The sequence below is a fragment of the Novosphingobium sp. genome (assembly GCF_041905565.1).
Taxonomy (GTDB): Bacteria; Pseudomonadota; Alphaproteobacteria; order Sphingomonadales; family Sphingomonadaceae; genus Novosphingobium.
The window spans coordinates 147,643-167,824 of sequence record NZ_JAYRKX010000006.1 but is presented as its reverse complement, the minus strand read 5'-3'; the positions used below and the strand labels follow the sequence as shown (position 1 = coordinate 167,824).

The following is a 20,182-nucleotide window of genomic DNA, read 5'->3' as shown; positions in this document are numbered from 1 at the left end:
ATGAGCCGCCCCTTCGAAGCCGTCATTTTCGATTTCGGAGGCGTGATCACCGCCTCGCCGTTCGAGGCGTTCAACCGGCTCGAGGCGGAACGCGGTCTGCCGCAGGATTTCATCCGCCGGGTCAACGCGGCCAATCCCGACAGCAACGCCTGGGCGCTGTTCGAACGCGCCGAGATCGACGCCGCCCGGTTCGACGCGCTGTTCGCGGCCGAAGCCGCGGCGCTGGGCCATGCGCTCGACGGCGCCTCGGTGCTGGGGGTGCTGTCGGGCTCGATCCGCCCGGCGATGGTCAGTGCGCTGGACCAGCTGCGCGATGCGGGCTTTCGCCTGGCCTGCATCACCAACAATGTGCCCGCCGGCCACGGCGCGGGCATGGCCCGCAGCGGCGACCGCAAGGATGCCTACGAACAGGTCTTCGCCCGGTTCGAACACGTGATCGAAAGCAGCAAGGCCGGGGTGCGCAAGCCCGATCCGCGCATCTACCAGATGATGTGCGAACGGCTGGGGCTGGAGCCGCCGCAGTGCGTCTACCTTGATGACCTGGGGATCAACTGCAAGCCGGCGGCGCAGCTGGGCATGCAGGCGATCAAGGTGACCAGCGGCGAACAGGCGCTGGCCGATCTGTCCGCGCTGGTCGGCCTGACGCTGGGCTAATCGATCCGCAGCGTTTCGGCGCGGCGGAACAGCTCAAGGATCACCGGATCGCGCTCGCCCGCGCGGATCGCGGCCTGGAATTCGATCCGGGCGGCGGGCGGCGGCAGGACCGGGGCGAGCAGCCCGTCGGCCAGCGCACCGCGCACCATCGTTTCGGGAAACAGCGCCGCCCCGGCCCCGCCCGCGATGATCGCGATCATGGTCTGCACGTTGTTGCAGCTGTTGACCGAACGCACGGGCACGCCGCGTTCAGTCAGGCTGGCCTGCATCACACGGTGGATCGGGGAATGTTCCCCCACCGACCAGACCGGCAGGGCCTGCGCAAAACCGCCCGCCGCGACCACCGCCGGGCTGGCCAGCCAAACCAGCCGGACCGCACCGATCGGCGTGGTCTGCACGCCGGGACTGGCCACCGGCCCGGCCAGGAACACCATGTCGCGCGTGCCGCCGAGCAATTGCTGGAGCATCCGCGCGGTCAGGTCGAGTTCGACTTCCAGCGTCACCCCCGGCATTTCGCGCGACACTTCGGCCACGAAGCGCGGCAGACAGCTGGCCGCCGCGATCTCGCCCGCGCCGATCCGCACCACCCCGCTGGCCCCGGCAAAGCCGCCCGCGTCCATCAGCGCGCGTTCGAACCCGGCGAGCAGCGGTTCGCAGTCCTTGACCAGCTGGCGGCCCCGCGCGGTCAGCACCACGCCGCGCCCTTCGCGGCGGAACACGTCCACCCCCAGCTGGCTTTCGATTTCGCGCACCCGGGCCGAAATCGCCGGCTGCGTGGTGCCCAGCCGTTCCGCCGCGGCGCGGAACGTGCCCAGCCGGGCGATCCACAGCAGCGTTTCGAGGTGATAGATCGCCAGCTTACGCATCAACAGCTCTTATCGGATCAGCAAACAAACAATCATTAGTCGGGATCAGTGCGAGCCGCTAGTCTGTGCGGTGAAAGCTGGGAGGTTTCATGGCCAACAAGATCTACCCCGACGCCGCCGCCGCCCTTGACGGACTGCTGCGCGACGGCCTGCTCATCGCCTGCGGCGGCTTCGGCCTGTGCGGCATTCCCGAACGCCTGCTCGACGCAGTGCGCGACAGCGGGGTCAAGGATCTGACCTTCGCCAGCAACAACGCGGGCATCGACAACGAAGGCATCGGCAAGCTGCTGCGCACGCGGCAGGTGAAGAAGATGATTTCAAGCTACGTCGGCGAGAACAAGGAGTTCGAGCGCCAGTACCTGTCAGGCGAACTGGAAGTCGAATTTGCCCCGCAAGGGACGCTGGCCGAACGGATGCGCGCCGGGGGCGCGGGCATTCCGGGCTTCTACACCAAGACCGGGGTCGGCACCCTGGTGGCCGAAGGCAAGGAAACCAAGCTCTTCAATGGCGAGGAATATGTCCTCGAACAGGGCATCTTCGCCGACCTGGCGCTGGTCAAGGCGTGGAAGGCCGACACCACCGGCAACGTCGTGTTCCGCAAGACCGCGCGCAATTTCAACGTGCCGGCCGCGCAGTGCGGCAAGGTCTGCGTGGTCGAGGTCGAGGAGATCGTCGAACCGGGCAGCCTTGATCCCGATGCGATCCACCTGCCGGGGGTTTACGTCCAGCGCCTGATCTGCGGCGCGCCCTATGACAAGAAGATCGAATTCCGCACCGTAAGGGAGGCCTGACACATGCCCTGGACCCGCGATGAAATGGCCGCCCGGGCGGCGCGCGAACTGCACGACGGTTACTATGTGAACCTTGGCATCGGCATCCCGACGCTGGTGGCCAACCACGTGCCCGCCGGGATGACCGTGACCCTGCAGAGCGAGAACGGGATGCTGGGCATCGGCCCCTTCCCCACCGAGGACGCGGTCGACCCCGACCTGATCAACGCCGGCAAGCAGACGATCAGCGAGCTGCCGCATTCGGCCTATTTCGACAGCGCCGCCAGCTTTGCGATGATTCGCGGCGGCAAGATCGACCTGACCGTGCTGGGCGGCATGGAAGTGTCTGAAGCGGGCGACATCGCCAACTGGATGGTGCCCGGCAAGATGATCAAGGGCATGGGCGGGGCGATGGACCTGGTCGCCGGGGTGAAGCAGATCATCGTGGTGATGGAACACTGCGCCAAGGATGGCAGTTCCAAGTTCATCCCCACCTGCACCCTGCCGCTGACCGGGCGCAATGTGGTCGACATGCTGATCACCGACCTGGCGGTGTTCAAGCGCGACGACCACCAATCGCCGTTCCGGCTGATCGAACTGGCCCCCGGCGTCACTGCCGAAGAGGTCGCGGCGAAGACCACCGCGCACTACCTGGCCTAAAAACGAAAGGCCCCGGGCTTCCGATCTGGAAACCCGGGGCCGTTCAGTGCCTGAAAAACAGCGATCAGGCGGCGCGCTGGGCGCGCTCGATCGCTTCCTCGTTCAGCATGTCGGCCAGCAGGAAGGCCAGCTCGATCGACTGCGCGGCGTTGAGGCGCGGGTCGCAATGGGTCTGGTAGCGATCGCCCAGCGCCGCATCGCTGATCGCCACGCCGCCGCCCATGCATTCGGTCACGTCCTGCCCGGTCATCTCGATGTGGATGCCCCCGGCATGGGTGCCTTCGGCGCGGTGGACCGCGAAGAACCCGCGCACTTCGCGCAGGATCCGGTCGAACGGGCGGGTCTTGAAACCGCTTTCGGCCTTGATCACGTTGCCGTGCATCGGATCGCACGACCACACCACCGGGTGCCCTTCGCGCTTCACCGCACGGACCAGCGGGGCAAGGCCCGCTTCGACCTTTTCATCGCCGAACCGGCTGATCAGCGTGATCCGCCCGGCTTCGCGCGCAGGGTTGAGCAGGTCGAGCTGGCGCAGCAGCTCGTCCGGGGCCAGGCTCGGGCCGCACTTGAAGCCGATCGGATTGCCCACGCCGCGCAGGAATTCGACATGCGCCGATCCTTCGAAGCGGGTGCGATCACCGATCCACAGCATGTGGGCGCTGCAATCGTACCAGTCGCCGGTCAGCGAATCCTGCCGGGTCATGGCCTGTTCGTAGGCCAGGTGCAGCGCTTCGTGGCTGGTGTAGAAGCTGGTGCCCTGGAGCTGCGGCACGCTGTGCGGATCGATACCGCAGGCAGCCATGAAGTCCAGCGCTTCACCGATCCGGTCCGAAATCTCGGCAAAGCGGGCGGCCCAGGGGCTGCGATCCATGAAGTCCAGCGTCCACTGGTGGACCTGGCGCAGGTTGGCATAGCCCCCGGTCGAGAAGGCGCGCAGCAGGTTGAGCGTCGCGGCCGACTGCGAATAGGCCTGGAGCAGGCGCTGCGGATCGGGAATGCGCGCTTCGGAAGTGAAGTCGATCCCGTTGATGTTGTCACCGAGATAGCTGGGCAGTTCGACATCGCCCTGCACTTCGACCGGCGAGCTGCGCGGCTTGGCGAACTGGCCGGCCATGCGGCCGACCTTCACCACCGGCTGCTTGCTGGCAAAGGTCATCACCACCGCCATCTGCAGCAGCACGCGGAAGGTGTCGCGGATGGTGTTGGGGTGGAATTCGGCAAAGCTTTCAGCGCAGTCCCCGCCCTGGAGCAGGAAACCCTTGCCCGCCGCCACTTCGGCCAGGTCCGCCTTCAGCGCGCGGGCTTCACCCGCAAAGACCAGCGGGGGAAAGGTGGTGAGCGTGCCCGTTACCTTGTCCAGCGCCGCGGCGTCCGGATAGGACGGCAGATGCCGGCCTTCGTGCGCCTTCCAGCTGTCAGGGGTCCAATTGCTCGCCACGGGTAATGCTCCTGTTCAAAGAGCGCGCCCCATAGCCGCCCCGAGGGATAAATGCAAAACTTACAAAGCCGACTGGCGCAATCGGGCAACGAAATTGCCCGATTGCGGTCAGCGTCCCGGCGCGGCGGCCGGCGCGGTACTGGGCCGGCCGGTCACCAGCTGCTGCCCATCGGGGATTACCGCCAGCCGCCAGCTCTTGTCCTTTTGCAGGTACTTGCGGGCCAGCGCCTGCATTTCGGCCGGGGTCGTGCGGGTGAAATCGGCCAGCAGGGTGCGCAGCGCGGCGAACTTGCGCTGGTCCTGGCTGGCCCCTTCCAGCTGGTACATGAAGAAGGCGCTGCTGGTCGAGGCGCGGGTCAGTTGCTGGCGCAGCGGTTCGATCACGCGGTCCAGTTCGTCCGCGCTGGGCGGGCGGGCGACCAGATCGGCGGCGATTTCATCGACCGTGGCGAAAAACACCGGCACCCCGGCCGGCTGCAACTGCGCCAGGGCCATGATCGACCCGCCGTTGTCGAGGTCGGTCGGCCAGTCGTTGCTGACCTGCGGGGCATAGCTCGCCCCCAGCTTTTCGCGCATGGCGTCCAGCAGGCGGTTCTGGAACAGGTCCGACAGGATCTGCAGCTGGCGGCTTTCGGTCACCCCGGCCATGCCCCCGCCGGTCGGCCAGCTGACGATCGCGGCGGCCTGCCCCGGATCGCCGCGATGGCGCAGCACCGCGGGACTGGGCGATGCGGCCGGTTCGGCAAAGCGCGGCGGCTGGAGATCGGCCGGCAGCGGACGGCGCATGGGCAGCGCGCCAAAAGTCTTGCGCAGCGCCTCGATCGCGCTGGCCTTGTCGAAATCGCCGAACAGCTGGATTTCGATCGGCCCCTGTTCCAGCACCGGCTGCCAGACCTGGCGAAAACCTTCGGGCGTGGCGGCGTCGATTTCCTGCGGCGTGGGCGTGCGGAAACGCGGATCGCGCCCGTGCTGGATGAATTTCAGGTCGCGCCCCAGCACGCCCTGCGGGCTGGTGGCAAAGCTTTCGTATTGCAGCTTGGCCGCCGCCTTGGCCCGGGTAAAGGGCGCCGCGTCCCAGCGCGGCAGGGCAAACTTGGCGGCAAACAGGTAAAGCTGGTCGGCCAGGTCCGCCGGGCGGGTATCAGCGGCAAACTGGAAGGCGGCATCATCGATGGTGAATTCGAAACCCATCTTGCGCCCGGTGGCAACGCGGTCGATCTCGTCCTGGCCCAGCGTAGCAAGCCCTGAACCGACCAGCGCCATATCGCCCAGCGCGATATAGGGCGCGTCGCCCGAGGCGAACTGGCGATAGCCCGCCCCCCAGCGGGCCTTGACCGTCAGCCGGCCCGGCTCGTCCGCCGTGGGCCACAGCAGCGCGGTGACCCCATTGCCGAATTCGATCCGATCGATCCCCAGCACGCCGGTCGGCATATCGGCCACGACCCGGCCCGGCTCGCCCAGCGGCGGCAGGTCGGCGAACGAGATCGGCTTGTTGTCGAGCCGCGCCTTGCCATCGGCCTTGACCGGCGCGGCCAGCGCCAGCTTGAGCGCGGCGGCATCGGCTTCGCCGCCCTGCGGGGTGATGTAGATCGAACGCGTGACGTTGCCATGGAACAGGCTGCGGGTGCGTTCCAGCACGGCCGCCGGGGTAAACAGGGCGCGCGACTGGTTGAAGATCGACAGCACCACTTCGGGCGAAGCGATGGTTTCATTGATGTCGAGCGCGGTGACCATATCGTCGGCCAGTTTCGATCCGGCGAGCAGGCGGCGCTGTTCGACCGAGCTTTCGAAGGCGACGTTGATTTCGGCCACCTCGCGCTCGATCTCGTCCTCGGTCGGCGCACTGGCCAGGGCATCGGCGATCACGCCGCGCACGTCTGCCAGCGCCTGCTTCCAGTCGGAGCCGCTGGGGGTGATCGACACGAAGGTCGCATCCGCGCTGCGGATATACTTCTCATGATTGACCCCGGCGGCCAGGAAACTGCCCCCGGCACGCGCCTTGGCTTCCAGCCGGCGGTTGATGATCGCCTGGGCCAGGGTGTCGATCATGATCCCCTGGTTGTAGACGATGGTATCCTTTACCGGGCGCCACGGCCGCATCACGGCATAGGTCAGCCCGCGCGGCACCTGCGGTTCCACCACCACGCGGGTTTCGCCCACGGGATTGACGCCGCTGCTGCCCTTGGGCGTCACCGGATCGCCATAGGCGGGCGGCGGCACGGCCGCGCCCTGCACCGGCCAATCGGAAAAATACCTGGCAATCGCGTCCGACATCACCGCCGGATCCACATCGCCGACCACGATCACCACCGCGCGTTCGGGCCGGTACCAGCGCGAATGAAACGCGCGGACCGATGCTGCGGTCGCTCCGCGCAGGGTTTCCTCGGTCCCGATCACCGGGCGCACGGCCACGCGCTGCCCGGCGAACAGGGTGCCCTGCACCGCTTCGGAAATCCGTTCGGCCAAGCCGCCGCGCTCACGCTTTTCGGCCAGCACGATCGGCACGTCGGCGGCGACGTTGGCTTCGGACAGGGTCGGGGCGATCATCATCCCCGACAAGAGCTTCATCGATTCGTCCACCTTGGCCGCGTTGGCATCGGGCAAGTCGAGCTTGTAGGTCGTGCTGATCGGGCTGGTTTCGGCATTGGTATCGCTGCCGAAAGTGGCGCCCAGCCGCTGCCAGGTGGGAATCGCCGCGCCATCGGCCAGGTACTTCGACTGGCGGAACACCATGTGTTCCATCAGGTGGGCATAGCCGCGTTCGTGATCCTGTTCGAACAGCGAACCCACGTCCATGCGGATGCGGATCGACACCTGCCCCGGCGGCACTCCGTTCTTGCGCACCACCCAGCGCACCCCGTTGGGCAGCTCGCCGAAGATCCATTCCTTGTCCTGCGGCACGTCGCTGCCGCGATAGAGCCACGGCCCGGTGTCCTTGACCACGGCGGCGGGGCGCGGGGCCGGCTTGGCGGCGGGCGCGCCGCGCTTGGCCGGCGCTGGCTTGGCCGCCAGCGGCGCGGCCAGCAGCGAGACGGACAACAAGGCGGCAAGGGCGCGGCCGGCGCGGATGGCAAGGATCATGGCCCACCATAGGCAGGGCCAAGTTTAAGGGCCAGTGAATAGAATGCGCCGAACGGATCGGCGCGAGGGCCCTGCGCGGCTTGACCTGCCCGGCGCAGCGCCCATATGGGCAGGCATGTTCATCGAAACCGAAGCGACGCCCAATCCCGCCACGCTGAAGTTCCTGCCGGGACAGCAGGTGATGGAGGTCGGCACCCGCGAATTCCGCGACGAGATGGAAGCCGCCGCATCGCCGCTGGCCGCCGCGTTGTTTGACCTGGGCGATGTCACCGGCGTGTTCTTCGGGCGCGATTTCATTTCGGTCACCGCCGCGCCGGGCGTCAGCTGGAGCGATCTCAAGCCGCAGGTCGTCGCCATGCTGCTCGATCACTTCGTGACCCAGGCGCCGCTGTTCGCTGGTCCCAATGCCAGCGGCATCTTGGTCCCGGCCGAGGATGACGAGGGGCAGGACGATCCCGCCGATGCCGACATCATCGCCCAGATCAAGGAACTGATCGAAACCCGCGTCCGTCCGGCCGTGGCCAACGATGGCGGCGACATCATCTACCGCTCCTACCGCGAAGGGGTAGTCTATCTGTCGATGCAGGGGGCCTGCTCGGGCTGCCCCAGCTCCACCGCCACGCTCAAGAACGGGATCGAGACCTTGCTCAAGCACTACGTTCCCGAAGTGAGCGAAGTGCGCGCCGCCTGACCGGCTGGCAAGTTTCAACAGGGGGGAATACCACAGATGTCCGCACCGCTTTCCGATGCCGCGCTCGACCAGCTGTTCCGCAGCGCGCGCACCTATAACGCCTACCTCGACACGCCGGTCGCCGCCGAACAGCTGACCGCGATCTGGGACCTGATGAAGATGGCCCCGACATCGGCCAACCAGCTGCCCGCGCGCCTGGTGTGGTGCACCTCGCAGGAAGCCAAGGAAAAGCTGGCCGCCTGCAGCGCGCCGACCAATGCGCCCAAGATCCTGTCAGCCCCGGTCACCGTGATCATTGCCGCCGACATGCAGTTCCAAGAACAGCTGCCCTGGCTGTTCCCGCACGCCGACGCCCGTTCGTGGTTCAGCGGCAACGATGCGCTGCGCGAAAAGTCGGCCGTGCTCAACACCACGCTGCAGGCTGCCTATTTCATCATGGCGGCGCGCGCGGTGGGCCTGGATACCGGGCCGATGACCGGCTTTTCAAACGAGGCGGTGGACGCCGCGTTCCTGGCCGACACGCCCGACTACAAGTCGGTGATGATCTCGACCCTGGGCCATGGCGATCCGGCCAGCATCTTCGACCGCAGCCCGCGCCCCGATTTCGACAAGTTCAACCGCATCGCCTGATTTCCGGCCGATGCGGACCCTGGCGATCGATAGCGCGACCGAGGCCTGCTCGGTCGCGCTGTTCGATGACGAGCAACTGATCGCGGGCGATTGCCGCACGCTGGGGCGCGGCCATGCCGAAGCCCTGGTGCCGATGATCGCCGCCCTTCCGGGGCAAGGCCGGGCCGACCGGATCGTGGTGGCGCTGGGGCCGGGCAGCTTCACCGGCCTGCGCGTCGGCCTGGCAGCCGCGCGCGCGCTCGCGCTGGCCTGGGGCGCGCAATTGCAGGGTTATCCCACCCTGGCGCTGGTCGCGGCGATGGCCCGCGCCGCCCGGGGCGCCCAGGACGTGACCGTGTGCATGACCGGCGGCCACGGCGAATGGTTCGTCGCGCAGTATGACGCAGCCGGGATTGAACAGGCCCCGCTTGCCTCGCTGCGGCCGGAACAGGCCGCCGCGCTGCCGCTGGCCCCGCTGGTGGCCGGATCGCAGGCCGAAGCGCTGGTCGCCCGCAGCGGCGCGGGGACGGCGCTGCCGCTGTTACCCGATGCCCGCGAGGTCATGCTGCTGCCCCCCGCCGCGTTCAGCGCTTCGGTGCAATTGTTGTATGGCCGCCCGCCCGATGCCCGGCTGCCCGGACCCGCGGCGTGATACCACCAGTTGACGACATGGACCGGCTGATGGCGGTGATGGATGCCGCCTTCGATCCCGCCTACGGCGAAGCCTGGACCCGCCGCCAGGTGGAAGATGCGCTGCTGGTCGGCAACACCCAATACCGCCTGATCGCCGCCACCGGCCAGCCGCCGCTCGACCATGAAGCGGCCGCCGGGTTCTTCCTGTCGCGCACCGGATTCGAAGAAGAAGAACTGCTGCTGCTGGGCGTCGCGCCGCAGTATCGCCGGCTGGGACTTGGCCGCCGGCTGCTGGACTGGCTGGCCCACGATGCGCGCGAACGCGGCGCGGACCGCCTGCTGCTGGAAATGCGCCAGGGCAATCCGGCCGAACACTTGTATCGCGGCTTCGGCTTCGCGTCGATTGGCCTGCGCCCCAACTATTACCGCGCGCCAAGCGGCGGTCGGATCGATGCGATTACATTCGCCTGGCCCGCAAATTCTTGAACTGGCGCGATTTGTCGCCAGTTAAATCAAAATTTGCCAAAAAGTTAACGAATCCGTGCAATTCAGCTTGTTAATGCGCCCAACCGGCAGTAAATCCGCGCTGAACCAACGAGTTCAAATAAAAACAACAAGTCGCCAACATAATACAAGCTTCAGAAGGGATCAGCCATGGAAACCCTGCAGTCCGACATGAATGAAACGCTTATCACGCTGACGTCTGACATCGTTGCTGCACACGTCAGCAACAACAGCGTCGGCGTGGACGAATTGCCGGTCTTGATCAGCAATGTCTATGGCGCCCTGGCCGGACTGGGCCATGCCGCCCCCGAACCTGAAGCCGCGCCGCTCAAGCCCGCTGTGTCGGTGCGCGCCTCGGTCAAGCCGGACAAGATCGTGTGCCTCGATTGCGGCGCCGAACTGCAGATGCTCAAGCGCCACCTGATGACGCACCACAACATGACCCCGGAAGACTACAAGGCGCGCTGGAATCTGCCGGCCGACTATCCGCTGGTCGCTCCCAACTATGCCGACAAGCGCCGCGACCTGGCCAAGAAGATCGGCCTGGGCCGCAAGCCGGGCGTGAAGCGTGGCCGCAAGGCCAAGGCCTGATCCTATCCAAGCCATTGAAGAATCGCCCCGCCGGTCTATGATCGGCGGGGCCATTCATTTTGACTGTCGGAACCCGTGCAACAACCCATTGATATCGAAGCCCTGTGCGCCCAGCGCGGCCTGCGCATCACCGACCAGCGCCGCGTGATCGCGCGCGTGCTGTCCGATGCCCAGGACCACCCCGATGTGGAAGCCTTGCACGAACGCGCCTCGGCCATCGATCCGCGCATTTCGATCGCCACGGTCTATCGCACCGTGCGCCTGTTCGAAGAGGCCGGCATTCTCGAACGCCACGACTTTGGCGATGGCCGGTCGCGCTATGAAGCCGCGCCGGAAGCGCACCACGATCACCTGATCGACGTCGAAACCGGCAAGGTGATCGAATTCGTCGATCCCGAACTTGAAGCCTTGCAGCGCCTGATCGCCGAAAAGCTCGGTTACCGGCTGGTCGATCACCGGCTCGAACTGTACGGCGTGCGGCTGGACCGGTCGCAGTAATGGCGCTTGCGCTGTCCCGGCCCAGGGCGGTTTCGCCGCTTGGCTGGCTGCGCATCACGCTTCGCCTGGCGGCCATGGCCGCGCTGCTACTGGCCTGCCTGCCGCTCTATTACCTGCTGCGGCTGTTCACCCACCACAACCCGGTGCCCCGCCTGTTCCTGAGCGGGGTGGCCTGGATCGCCGGGGTGCAATTGCGGCGCGAAGGTCAGCGGGTGCATCGCGGCGCCTTCCTGCTGGCCAACCACGTCAGCTGGATCGATATTCCCGCGATCGCCGCCGTCACCGGCAGCGCCTTTGTCGGCCATGATGGCCTGGCATCAATGCCGCTGCTGAAATGGCTCTGCGCGATGAACGATACCGTGTTCATCGCCCGGCACGACCGCGCCAGCGTGGCCCGGCAGATCGAACAGGTCCGCACCGCGCTGTCAGATACCGGCGCGCTGGCGATCTTTCCCGAAGGCACCACCAGCGACGGCACCGGCCTGCTCCCTTTCAAGAGCGCGCTGCTTTCCGCGCTGGAGCCGCTGCCCGATGGCATCGCGGTGCAGCCGGTGCTGCTGCACTATGGCCCGGAAGCCGCCGACATCGCCTGGGTGCGCGAGGAGCACGGGCTGGACAATTTCCTGCGCATCCTGGCGCGCCGCCGCCCGGTGCGGCTGACGGTCCATTTCCTGCCGGTGCTGGCCGGGCAGCAACTGGCCAATCGCAAGACCATTGCCCAGGCCGCGCGCGAGGCGATGTTGCAGGCGCTGGGCCGATAGCACTTCAATTTCGCGCCGAATTCCCCTAACGGCGCAGGCCATGCGCCCCACCCCGCCCCCGCAGACCTACCGGGTCAAGAGCTTCGGCTGCCAGATGAACGTCTATGACGGCGAACGCATGGCCGAACTGCTGGCCACGCAAGGGATCCGTCCCGCCGCCGATGGCGAGGACGCCGACCTGGTCGTGCTGAACACCTGCCACATCCGCGAAAAGGCCGCCGAAAAGGTCTATTCCGACATCGGCCGCCTGCGGCGCGAGGATGGCAGCGCCCCGCTGATCGCGGTGGCCGGCTGTGTTGCCCAGGCCGAAGGCGAGGAGATCATGGCCCGCGCGCCAGCCGTCTCGATGGTGGTCGGCCCGCAGGCCTATCACCGCCTGCCCGAAATGATCGAACAGGCCGCGCTGGGCCAGCGCAGCGTCGATACCGACATGCCCGCGCAGACCAAGTTCGACGTACTCCCCGCCCGGCGCAAGGTTGGCCCCAACGCCTTCCTGACCGTGCAGGAAGGCTGCGACAAGTTCTGCACCTATTGCGTCGTACCCTATACCCGGGGCGCCGAAATTTCCCGTTCATTCAATGATCTGGTGGAAGAAGCGCGAAGCCTGGTCGAAGCCGGCGCACGCGAGATCACCCTGCTGGGCCAGAACGTCAACGCCTGGCGCGATGACAGCAACCGCGGACTTGAGAAACTGGTCGAGGAACTGGCGGCAATCCCCGGCCTGGCGCGGATCCGCTATACCACCAGCCACCCCAACGACATGACCGAGGGGCTGATCGAAGCCCACCGCGACATTCCCCAGCTGATGCCGTTCCTGCACCTGCCGGTCCAGGCCGGGAACGACCGCGTGCTCAAGGCCATGAACCGCAGCCACACGGTCGACAGCTATCTGCGGATCATCGACCGGGTGCGGGCCGCGCGGCCCGACATTGCCCTGTCGGGCGATTTCATCGTCGGCTTCCCCGGCGAAACCGACGCCGAATTCGAAGACACGCTGAAGCTGGTCGAACGGGTCGGCTATGCCCAGTGCTTCAGCTTCAAGTATTCGCCGCGCCCCGGCACGCCCGCCGCCGACATGGAAGACCAGGTGCCGATGGCGGTGATGGACGAACGCCTGCAACGCCTCCAGGCCGCGCTGAGCGCCAGCCAGCTCGCATTCAACCAGGCCAGTGTGGGCAAGCGCTGCACGGTGCTGGTCGAACGCAAGGGCAAGCTGCCGGGCCAGTGGCTGGGCAAGTCGCCCTGGCTGCAATCGGTCCATTTCACCGCCGACGCCGCAATCGGCGACCTGGTGGAAGTCGAACTGGTCGAGGCCGGCCCCAATTCGCTGAGCGGCCGGCTGGTGTCCGCAATCAGCGGCTGATCACTTTTCCACCGTGCAGCCGAGCGATGTCGCTTGCGCCCGGCAAGGCGCGGCCTATCCTCGCGACTCAGGCCGCCCAGGCCGCTTGAAAGGAGCAAATGGCCCGCAAACCTGCCCGCGCCGATGACAACATGGCGCTCAGCCGTCTCGCCGCCCCCCGCCGCGCGCGCGCCGAGATGGAGTTCGAGGAAGCGACGATCCTGGGCGCGCTGTTCGGGCAGTTTGACGCCAACCTCGTCCAGATCGAAAACCGCCTGGGCGTCTTTATCTCCGCCCGCGGCAACCGCGTGCAGATCGAAGGCCCGGAAGATGCCGTGGCCCGCGCGCGCGAAGTGCTGAAAGGGCTGCACCAGCGCCTGACCCAGGGGCACGAGCTGGACGCCGGTGCGGTGGAAAGCCTGATCGCGATGTCGGCCGAACCGACGCTGGAAGGGATCGTTTCGGGCGGCAGCGGCGAAGCTCCGCCGATCATGATCCGCACCCGCAAGAAAACGATCGTTCCGCGCAGCGCGACCCAGATCGAATACATGCGTGCACTGGCCAGCAAGGACGTGATCTTCGCGCTGGGGCCGGCCGGCACCGGCAAGACCTATGTCGCGGTGGCGCAGGCCGTCAGCCAGCTCATCACCGGCAGCGTGCAGCGCCTGATCCTGTCGCGCCCGGCGGTCGAAGCGGGAGAGCGGCTGGGCTTCCTGCCCGGCGACATGAAGGAAAAGGTCGATCCATACCTGCGCCCGCTCTACGACGCGCTGTACGATTGCATGCCGCCCGAACAGGTTGAACGCCGCATCGCCAGCGGCGAGATCGAGATCGCGCCGATCGCCTTCATGCGTGGCCGCACCCTGGCCGATGCCTTCGTCATCCTGGACGAAGCGCAGAATACCACGCGCGAACAGATGAAGATGTTCCTGACCCGGTTCGGCATGAACAGCCGCATGGTGATCTGCGGCGATCCCAAGCAGGTCGACATTCCCGGCGGCCCGGGGATGAGCGGGCTCAACGATGCGGTCGGACGGCTGGAAGGGGTGGAAGGTATCGCCATCACACGCTTCAGCGTGGCCGACGTGGTCCGCCACCCGATCGTCGGGCGGATCGTCGAGGCCTATGAAGGCAAAGACGGGTAAGCGTTGAGCGTGCTGGAACTTGAAATCGACATAGCCGCCGATTGGCCCAGCCCACCCGATTGGGAAGACCTCGCAATGCGCGCCGCCGCCGCGCTGGCCGAGGTCGCCCCGGAACTAGCCAATCCGCGCCTGCAGGCCAGCGTGTTGTTTGCGGACGACGGTGAAGTGCACGAGCTCAACCGCGAATGGCGCGGCAAGGACAAGCCGACCAACGTCCTGTCCTTTCCCATGCTGGAGCGCGATGACCTGCTGGGCCTGCCGGCCGATGGCCCGCCGGAACTGCTGGGCGACATCGCCCTGGCGCTGGAAACCTGCGCGCGCGAGGCAGCGGACAAGGGCATCGCGCTGGCGGACCACGCCGTCCACCTGATCGTTCACGGGCTGCTGCATCTGGCCGGCCACGACCACGAGTTGGGGCCCGAGGAAGCTCGCGCAATGGAACAACTGGAGATAAAGGCGCTTGCGCTGCTGGGCATTGCCGACCCATATGGCGACCACGAGGGACCATAGGGCACCAAGGCGAGACAATGTCCGACAATCATTCCGGAGAGCCGGACAGTAAACGCACGCTGTGGCGTGCGATCCGCAAGTTCTTTGACGGCACCGAAGCCGACCAGTCGCTACGCGCGCAGCTGGAAGAAGCAATCGACGAGCACGAGGAAGGCGACGCCGCCGGCGACGAGGCCGATGGCGACCTGTCGCGGCTCGAGCGCGAGATGCTGCGCAACCTGCTGCATTTCAGCGAACACGACGCCGATGACGTGGCGATCCCGCGCGGCGAGATCGTGGCCGTCAGCGAGGACGCCACCTGGGACGAAGTGGTCGCCGCCTTTGCCCAGCACGGCCATTCGCGCATGCCGGTCTATCGCGACACGCTCGACGAAGTGGTCGGCATGGTGCTGATCAAGGACGTGTTCGCCCATCTGGCCCAGGGCAAGGTGCCCAAGGACTGGACCGCGATGCTGCGCCAGCCGCTGTTCGTGCCGCAGGCGCGCGGCGCGCTGGACGTGCTGAACGACATGCGCGCCAGCCGCACGCACCTGGCGGTGGTGGTCGATGAATATTCGGGCACCGACGGGATCATCACGATCGAGGACCTGGTCGAGGAAATCATCGGCGAGATCGAGGACGAGCACGACGATGCCCCCGAAGCCCTGCTGGTCGAACTGGGGGACGGCATGTGGGAAGCCGATGCCCGCGTCGAACTGGAAGAGGTTGGCGAAAGGGTCGATCCGCGCCTGGGCGACGTCGAAGAAGACGTCGATACGCTGGGCGGGCTGGCCTTCCTGCTGGCCGAGCAGGTTCCCCCGGTCGGCGCGGTGCTGGAACATGACAGTGGATGGCGGCTGGAAGTGATTGCGGGTAACGAAAAACACGTTACCCGTCTGCGTCTGCATCCCCCCGTTCCTTCCCGGGACGAATCCGAAGAGTAAGCCCGCTTGGCCATCCGCCGCCTTCCTCCCCTGCGCGCGATCGAAGCCTTTGTCCGCATCGTCCGGCTGGGCAGCGCCCGCGCCGCCGCCGACGAGCTCGGCCTGTCGCCCAGCGCCCTGTCGCGCCGGGTGGCCGCGCTTGAGGACTTCATCGGCAAGCGCCTGTTCACGCGCCAGCACCAGGCGATGAAACTGACCGACGAAGGCCAGGCCTTCTACGATGCGGTCAGCCCCAAGTTCGACGAATTGGCCGCCGCGGTCGAAGGGCAGGTTGAAAACAGCAAGGTGCTGCGCCTGCACTTGGGGATCCTGCCCCTGTTCGGCAGCCAGCGGCTGTTCCCGCGCCTGCCGGAACTGCGCAAGCTGCACCCGCGTCTGCACATCGATTTCGATACCAGCCCGCACCTCGAACAGCGCGTCGGCGATACGCTGGACGCGGCGATCGTGCTGGCCAAGCAGCCCGATCCCGGCTTTCACGCGGTGCGGCTCGACCACAACCGGGTCTATGCCTTCACCTCCAAGCAGCTGGTGGCGGAAATCGGCCAGAACCCCGACCAGTCGGTGCTGTCGCGCCAGACCTTCCTGATCCACACCGAATTGCCCGACAGTTTCGCGGCGTGGAAGCAGGCGATCGGCATGGCCGATCTCGAACCGGCGGCGATCGACCATTACGATTCGGGCCAGCTGATCCTGGAAGCGGCGGCCAATGGCCTGGGCATCGCGATCATGCATGACGATCACTTCCACCGCAGCCATGACCAGCGGCTGGCCAAGCTGTTCGATGTGGAAGTGCAAAGCCCCTATTCCTACTGGTTCATCTGCCGGCCGCATTCGCTGGAAGTGCGCAGCGTGCGTATCTTCCACGACTGGCTGGTCAAGGCGGCGCCGTGACGCGCGCGCTGCTGGCCCTTGGCGCCGCGCTGCTGCTGGCCGGGGCCGGACCTGCGCCGGCCAAGCCGGGCAAGGTGGCAGATCCCGTCTGCACCAACGATTCGAAGTGGACCGATCCCGCCGCGCCGTTCCGGATCTTCGGCAACACCTGGTATGTCGGCACCTGCGGGCTGTCGGCGATTCTGGTCACCTCGAAGGCGGGGCACGTGCTGATCGATGCGCCGATGGACGAGAACGTCCCCCTGATCGAGGCGAACATCCAGCGCGCCGGGTTCAAGCTGAAGGATGTCAAATACATCCTGTTCAGCCACGCCCACTACGATCACGTCGGCGGCGTGGCGCGGCTGGCGCGCGACAGCGGCGCCACCGTGGTCGGGCGCGGCGCCGATGCCGAAGCGGTCGAGCGCGGCAAGGGCGGGCGCGACGATCCGCAGTTCTACAGCGCGGGCAGCTTTGCGCCGCACAGCCCGGTGCAGCGGCTGGACGATGGCCTCGTCCTGCTAGGACCGCTGGCCTTCACCCCCGTGCCGACCACCGGGCACACCCCCGGCAGCACCAGCTGGACCTGGCAAAGCTGCGAAAAGAAGCGCTGCGTCCAGATCGTCTATGCCGACAGCCTGACCGCGATTTCCGACGATGACTACAAGTTCGGCGATGATGGCGGCCACCCCGGCTATCTTGCGGCGTTCCGCGCCAGCATCGCCCGGCTGGAACGGCTGGACTGCGATCTGCTGATCACCCCCCACCCCGCCGCCAGCGCGATGTGGGAACGCTTTGGCCCGTCCGCCACGCGCGGCCCGATTGATCCGACCGCCTGCCACAACCTGGCCGTGCGCGCGGGCAAGGCGCTGGATGAGCGGCTGGCCAGGGAAGCTGCGCCCGCCCGGCCATAAGGTCTGGAAATAACCCGGCAACATCCGGCAGACTGCGCGGATGAAGCGCCGATTCGCCCTGTTCGCCCTGCCTGCCCTGGTCCTGCTGACGGCGGCCGCCCCGCCGCGCAAGGCCCCTGCCCGGCCCGCGCCGAAGCCGCCGGTCAGCGCCCCGCTGGGCGATGTGGTGCGCGTGGCCATGGTCACCACACTGGGCACGATCGAAGTGGAACTGGATCACAAGCACGCGCCGATCACGACCGAGAATTTCGTCCGCTACGTCGACCTGAAGCGGTTCGACGGGATGAACTTCTACCGTGTGATGCGCCTGCCCTGGGGCACCCCGCCCAACGGGATCATCCAGACCGGGCTGTCGGGTGACCCGACAAAAGTGCTGAAACCCATCGCGCACGAGCCGACCAGCCAGACCGGCATCCTGCACAAGGCCGGCACCCTTTCCATGGCGCGCAACGCGCCGGGCACGGCCACGGCCGATTTCTCGATCCTGCTGTCCGATCTGGAAGGGTTCGATGCCGATCCGAAAAGCACCAATCCGGAATTGCAGGCTGGCTATGCCGCCTTCGGCCGGGTCGTGTCCGGGATGGACGTGGTGCGCAAGATCTACGATTCGCCGCTCTCGCCCACCAAGGGCATGGGGCTGCTGAAAGGGCAGATGCTCGATCCGCCGATCAAGGTGTTGACCGTGCGGCGGGTGGCGTCGCCGCCACCCGCGCCGGTGCCCGCTCCTTAGGAAACGGTCGCCTTGACGATCACGCCGGGTTCGCGCGGCGGCTCGCCCTTGGGCAGCGCATCGACGAATTCCATGCCTTCTTCGACCACGCCCCAGACGGTGTACTGGCGGTCCAGGAACGTCGCATCGTCGAAGCAGATGAAGAACTGGCTGTTGGCCGAATGCGGCGCGCTGGTGCGGGCCATCGAGCAGACGCCGCGCACGTGCGGTTCGTTGTTGAATTCGGCCTGCAGGTCAGGCTTGCTCGATCCGCCCATGCCGGTGCCGTTGGGGCAGCCGCCCTGGGCCATGAAGCCGGGGATCACGCGGTGGAACTTGACCCCGTCGTAGAACCCTTCGCGGGCCAGCTCGGTGATCCGCGCGACGTGGCCGGGGGCCAGGTCGGGGCGCAGCTTGATCTTCACGTCGCCGCCGCTCGACAGCGAAAGGGTCAGGTATTCGTCAGCCATTGAACTCTCCTGTGATTTGCGCCCCGATATAGGGCGCTGGTGCACAAAGTCACCTACCCGGCGCGCGGGTGGTTGCTTTTGTTTTCGGGCGGCCTAGACCACGGCGCGATGACTCCCGATCAGCCCAACCCCGACCTGCTGGAAGAAGGCGCCGAACTGGCGCTCGATCCGCGCGAGGCCGAAGGGCTGGACGAAGAGAACCACTTCAAGAAGGACTATGTCCGCACGGTCCGCGATGCGCTGGACGCGGGCGAGACCGACCAGGTCTATGGCCTGGTCGAATCGCTCCACCCGGCTGACATCGCCGACCTGTTCGAGCTGCTCGATCCTGACGAGCGCCCGGCCCTGGCCCGCGCGATCAGCGATCTCATGGGCAGCGAGGTCATCGCCGAGCTGAACGACTGGGTCCGCGAGGACCTGGTCGAGCAGCTGCCCGCCGGGACCGTGGCCGACATTGCCGAACAGCTCGACACCGACGACGCGGTGGCGATGCTGGAAGACCTCGACGAGGACGACCAGCAGGCCGTCCTGGCCGAAATGGAGCCCGAGGACCGCGCCGCGATCGAAAGCGCGCTGTCCTATCCGGAAGAATCCGCCGGGCGCCTGATGAGCCGCGATTTCGTCGCGGTACCCGAGCACATGACCGTGGGCGACCTGATCGACTTCCTGCGCGAAGGCCATGATCTGGCCAACGAATTCTGGGAAGTGTTCATCGTCGATGCGCGGCATCACCCGCTGGGCACCTGCGCGCTCAGCTGGATCCTGCGCACCCCGCGCCACATCGCGCTGACCGACGTGATGAAGCGCGACCAGACCCTGATCCCGGTGACGATGGACCAGGAAGAGGTCGCGCTGCGGTTCCAGAAATACGCGCTGATTTCGGCCGCGGTAGTCGACGATGCCGGCCGTCTGGTCGGCCAGATCACCGTCGACGACGTGGTCCACATCATCCAGGAAGAAGCCGGCGAGGACGTGCTGCTGCTGTCCGGCGCGGGTGATGGCGACATCAACGAACCGATCCGGCTGACCATTCAGACCCGCCTGACCTGGCTGGTGGTCAACCTCGGCACGGCAATCGTCGCGGCCAGCGTGGTCGGGCTATTCCAGGGCGCGATCGCCAAGTTCGCGCTGCTGGCGGTGCTGATGCCGATCGTCTCGGGCATGGGCGGCAATGCCGGCACGCAGACCCTGGCGGTGATCGTCCGCGCCATTGCCACCAACCAGCTGACCAGTTCGAACACCTGGCGCATGATCGGCCGCGAATTCCGCATCGCCAGCGCCAATGGCCTGGCCCTGGGGGCGATGATCGGCACCGGCGTGGCACTGCTCTACGGCAACCCGCTGCTGGGCGCGGTGATCGCCACCGCGATGCTGATCAACAACCTGGTCGCCGGGCTAGCCGGGATCCTGGTGCCCTTGACGCTGGACAAGGCGCGGGTCGATCCCGCCGTCAGCAGTGCGGTGTTCGTGACCATGGCGACCGACGTGATGGGCTTCTTCTCGTTCCTCGGGCTTGCCGTGCTCAGCGGGCTGACGGGGTAAG

General features: G+C 66.8%; 22 protein-coding genes. 18 read left to right on the top strand and 4 right to left on the bottom strand.

Annotated features, from left to right (window positions below; genetic code table 11):
* On the top strand, positions 1 to 654 hold the full coding sequence (locus ACE3N9_RS07270) for an HAD-IA family hydrolase (RefSeq protein ID WP_374282334.1): 654 nt from the start codon (positions 1 to 3) through the stop codon (positions 652 to 654).
* On the opposite strand, the gene ACE3N9_RS07265 is transcribed toward ACE3N9_RS07270, so the two are convergent.
* Entirely contained in the window at positions 651 to 1,520 is an 870-nt protein-coding gene (locus tag ACE3N9_RS07265; RefSeq protein WP_374282332.1) for a LysR family transcriptional regulator, read from the bottom strand. The two genes, ACE3N9_RS07270 and ACE3N9_RS07265, sit on opposite strands and share 4 nt — an antisense overlap.
* Positions 1,521 to 1,609: 89 nt before the next feature.
* Here ACE3N9_RS07265 and ACE3N9_RS07260 point away from each other — a divergent pair, with 89 nt between their 5' ends.
* Together ACE3N9_RS07260 and ACE3N9_RS07255 are read left to right on the top strand one after the other, a co-directional pair.
* On the top strand, positions 1,610 to 2,311 hold the full coding sequence (locus ACE3N9_RS07260; RefSeq protein WP_374282331.1) for a CoA transferase subunit A: 702 nt from the start codon (positions 1,610 to 1,612) through the stop codon (positions 2,309 to 2,311).
* Positions 2,312 to 2,314: 3 nt separating this feature from the next.
* A complete protein-coding gene (locus tag ACE3N9_RS07255) occupies positions 2,315 to 2,950 on the top strand; it encodes a CoA transferase subunit B (RefSeq protein WP_374282329.1) in 636 nt (211 codons plus the stop codon).
* A 64-nt stretch (positions 2,951 to 3,014) separates the two neighbouring features.
* Here the strand turns inward: ACE3N9_RS07255 and ACE3N9_RS07250 are convergent, their stop codons facing one another.
* Complete coding sequence (locus ACE3N9_RS07250) at positions 3,015 to 4,388, bottom strand: class II 3-deoxy-7-phosphoheptulonate synthase (protein ID WP_374282327.1); 1,374 nt, start codon at positions 4,386 to 4,388, stop codon at positions 3,015 to 3,017.
* A gap of 108 nt (positions 4,389 to 4,496) precedes the next feature.
* Positions 4,497 to 7,469, bottom strand: a complete 2,973-nt coding sequence (locus ACE3N9_RS07245; protein ID WP_374282325.1) for a M16 family metallopeptidase — start codon at positions 7,467 to 7,469, stop codon at positions 4,497 to 4,499.
* Between the two features lie 115 nt (positions 7,470 to 7,584).
* Here ACE3N9_RS07245 and ACE3N9_RS07240 point away from each other — a divergent pair, with 115 nt between their 5' ends.
* The 14 genes from ACE3N9_RS07240 (at position 7,585) to ACE3N9_RS07175 (ending at position 18,190) form a co-directional block, all read left to right on the top strand.
* Positions 7,585 to 8,160: a NifU family protein gene (locus ACE3N9_RS07240; protein ID WP_374282323.1), complete on the top strand. Its 576-nt coding sequence runs from the start codon at positions 7,585 to 7,587 to the stop codon at positions 8,158 to 8,160.
* Between the two features lie 36 nt (positions 8,161 to 8,196).
* Positions 8,197 to 8,790, top strand: a complete 594-nt coding sequence (locus ACE3N9_RS07235) for a malonic semialdehyde reductase (protein WP_374282321.1) — start codon at positions 8,197 to 8,199, stop codon at positions 8,788 to 8,790.
* A gap of 10 nt (positions 8,791 to 8,800) precedes the next feature.
* On the top strand, positions 8,801 to 9,421 hold the full coding sequence (gene tsaB / locus ACE3N9_RS07230; protein WP_374282319.1) for a tRNA (adenosine(37)-N6)-threonylcarbamoyltransferase complex dimerization subunit type 1 TsaB: 621 nt from the start codon (positions 8,801 to 8,803) through the stop codon (positions 9,419 to 9,421).
* 29 nt (positions 9,422 to 9,450) lie between these two features.
* Positions 9,451 to 9,888 (top strand): GNAT family N-acetyltransferase, encoded by a 438-nt coding sequence (locus tag ACE3N9_RS07225; RefSeq protein ID WP_374282357.1) that lies wholly within the window; start codon positions 9,451 to 9,453, stop codon positions 9,886 to 9,888.
* A 168-nt stretch (positions 9,889 to 10,056) separates the two neighbouring features.
* Entirely contained in the window at positions 10,057 to 10,497 is a 441-nt protein-coding gene (locus ACE3N9_RS07220; RefSeq protein WP_374282317.1) for a MucR family transcriptional regulator, read from the top strand.
* Between the two features lie 75 nt (positions 10,498 to 10,572).
* A complete protein-coding gene (locus ACE3N9_RS07215; protein WP_374282315.1) occupies positions 10,573 to 10,995 on the top strand; it encodes a Fur family transcriptional regulator in 423 nt (140 codons plus the stop codon).
* On the top strand, positions 10,995 to 11,756 hold the full coding sequence (locus ACE3N9_RS07210; RefSeq protein ID WP_374282313.1) for a lysophospholipid acyltransferase family protein: 762 nt from the start codon (positions 10,995 to 10,997) through the stop codon (positions 11,754 to 11,756). Before ACE3N9_RS07215 ends, ACE3N9_RS07210 begins: the two co-directional genes overlap by 1 nt.
* A 40-nt stretch (positions 11,757 to 11,796) precedes the next feature.
* Positions 11,797 to 13,119, top strand: coding sequence for a tRNA (N6-isopentenyl adenosine(37)-C2)-methylthiotransferase MiaB (miaB, locus tag ACE3N9_RS07205; RefSeq protein ID WP_374282311.1), 1,323 nt, complete (start codon positions 11,797 to 11,799; stop codon positions 13,117 to 13,119).
* Positions 13,120 to 13,217: 98 nt separating this feature from the next.
* Complete coding sequence (locus tag ACE3N9_RS07200) at positions 13,218 to 14,243, top strand: PhoH family protein (protein WP_374282310.1); 1,026 nt, start codon at positions 13,218 to 13,220, stop codon at positions 14,241 to 14,243.
* 12 nt (positions 14,244 to 14,255) lie between these two features.
* On the top strand, positions 14,256 to 14,753 hold the full coding sequence (gene ybeY / locus ACE3N9_RS07195) for an rRNA maturation RNase YbeY (protein WP_374282355.1): 498 nt from the start codon (positions 14,256 to 14,258) through the stop codon (positions 14,751 to 14,753).
* Positions 14,754 to 14,770: 17 nt separating this feature from the next.
* Positions 14,771 to 15,676, top strand: a complete 906-nt coding sequence (locus ACE3N9_RS07190; protein ID WP_374282308.1) for a CBS domain-containing protein — start codon at positions 14,771 to 14,773, stop codon at positions 15,674 to 15,676.
* A 6-nt stretch (positions 15,677 to 15,682) separates the two neighbouring features.
* Complete coding sequence (locus tag ACE3N9_RS07185) at positions 15,683 to 16,567, top strand: LysR substrate-binding domain-containing protein (protein ID WP_374282306.1); 885 nt, start codon at positions 15,683 to 15,685, stop codon at positions 16,565 to 16,567.
* A complete protein-coding gene (gene bla / locus ACE3N9_RS07180; protein WP_374282304.1) occupies positions 16,564 to 17,460 on the top strand; it encodes a subclass B3 metallo-beta-lactamase in 897 nt (298 codons plus the stop codon). The genes ACE3N9_RS07185 and bla overlap by 4 nt, the downstream gene beginning before the upstream one ends.
* Before the next feature lie 40 nt (positions 17,461 to 17,500).
* Positions 17,501 to 18,190 (top strand): peptidylprolyl isomerase, encoded by a 690-nt coding sequence (locus ACE3N9_RS07175; protein ID WP_374282302.1) that lies wholly within the window; start codon positions 17,501 to 17,503, stop codon positions 18,188 to 18,190.
* Here ACE3N9_RS07175 and ACE3N9_RS07170 read toward each other — a convergent pair.
* Positions 18,187 to 18,639, bottom strand: coding sequence for a peptidylprolyl isomerase (locus ACE3N9_RS07170; RefSeq protein WP_374282300.1), 453 nt, complete (start codon positions 18,637 to 18,639; stop codon positions 18,187 to 18,189). The two genes, ACE3N9_RS07175 and ACE3N9_RS07170, sit on opposite strands and share 4 nt — an antisense overlap.
* A gap of 108 nt (positions 18,640 to 18,747) precedes the next feature.
* On the opposite strand from ACE3N9_RS07170, the gene mgtE reads away from it, so the two are divergent.
* Positions 18,748 to 20,181, top strand: coding sequence for a magnesium transporter (gene mgtE / locus ACE3N9_RS07165; protein ID WP_374282298.1), 1,434 nt, complete (start codon positions 18,748 to 18,750; stop codon positions 20,179 to 20,181).
* The last annotated feature ends 1 nt before the right edge of the window (position 20,182 follow it).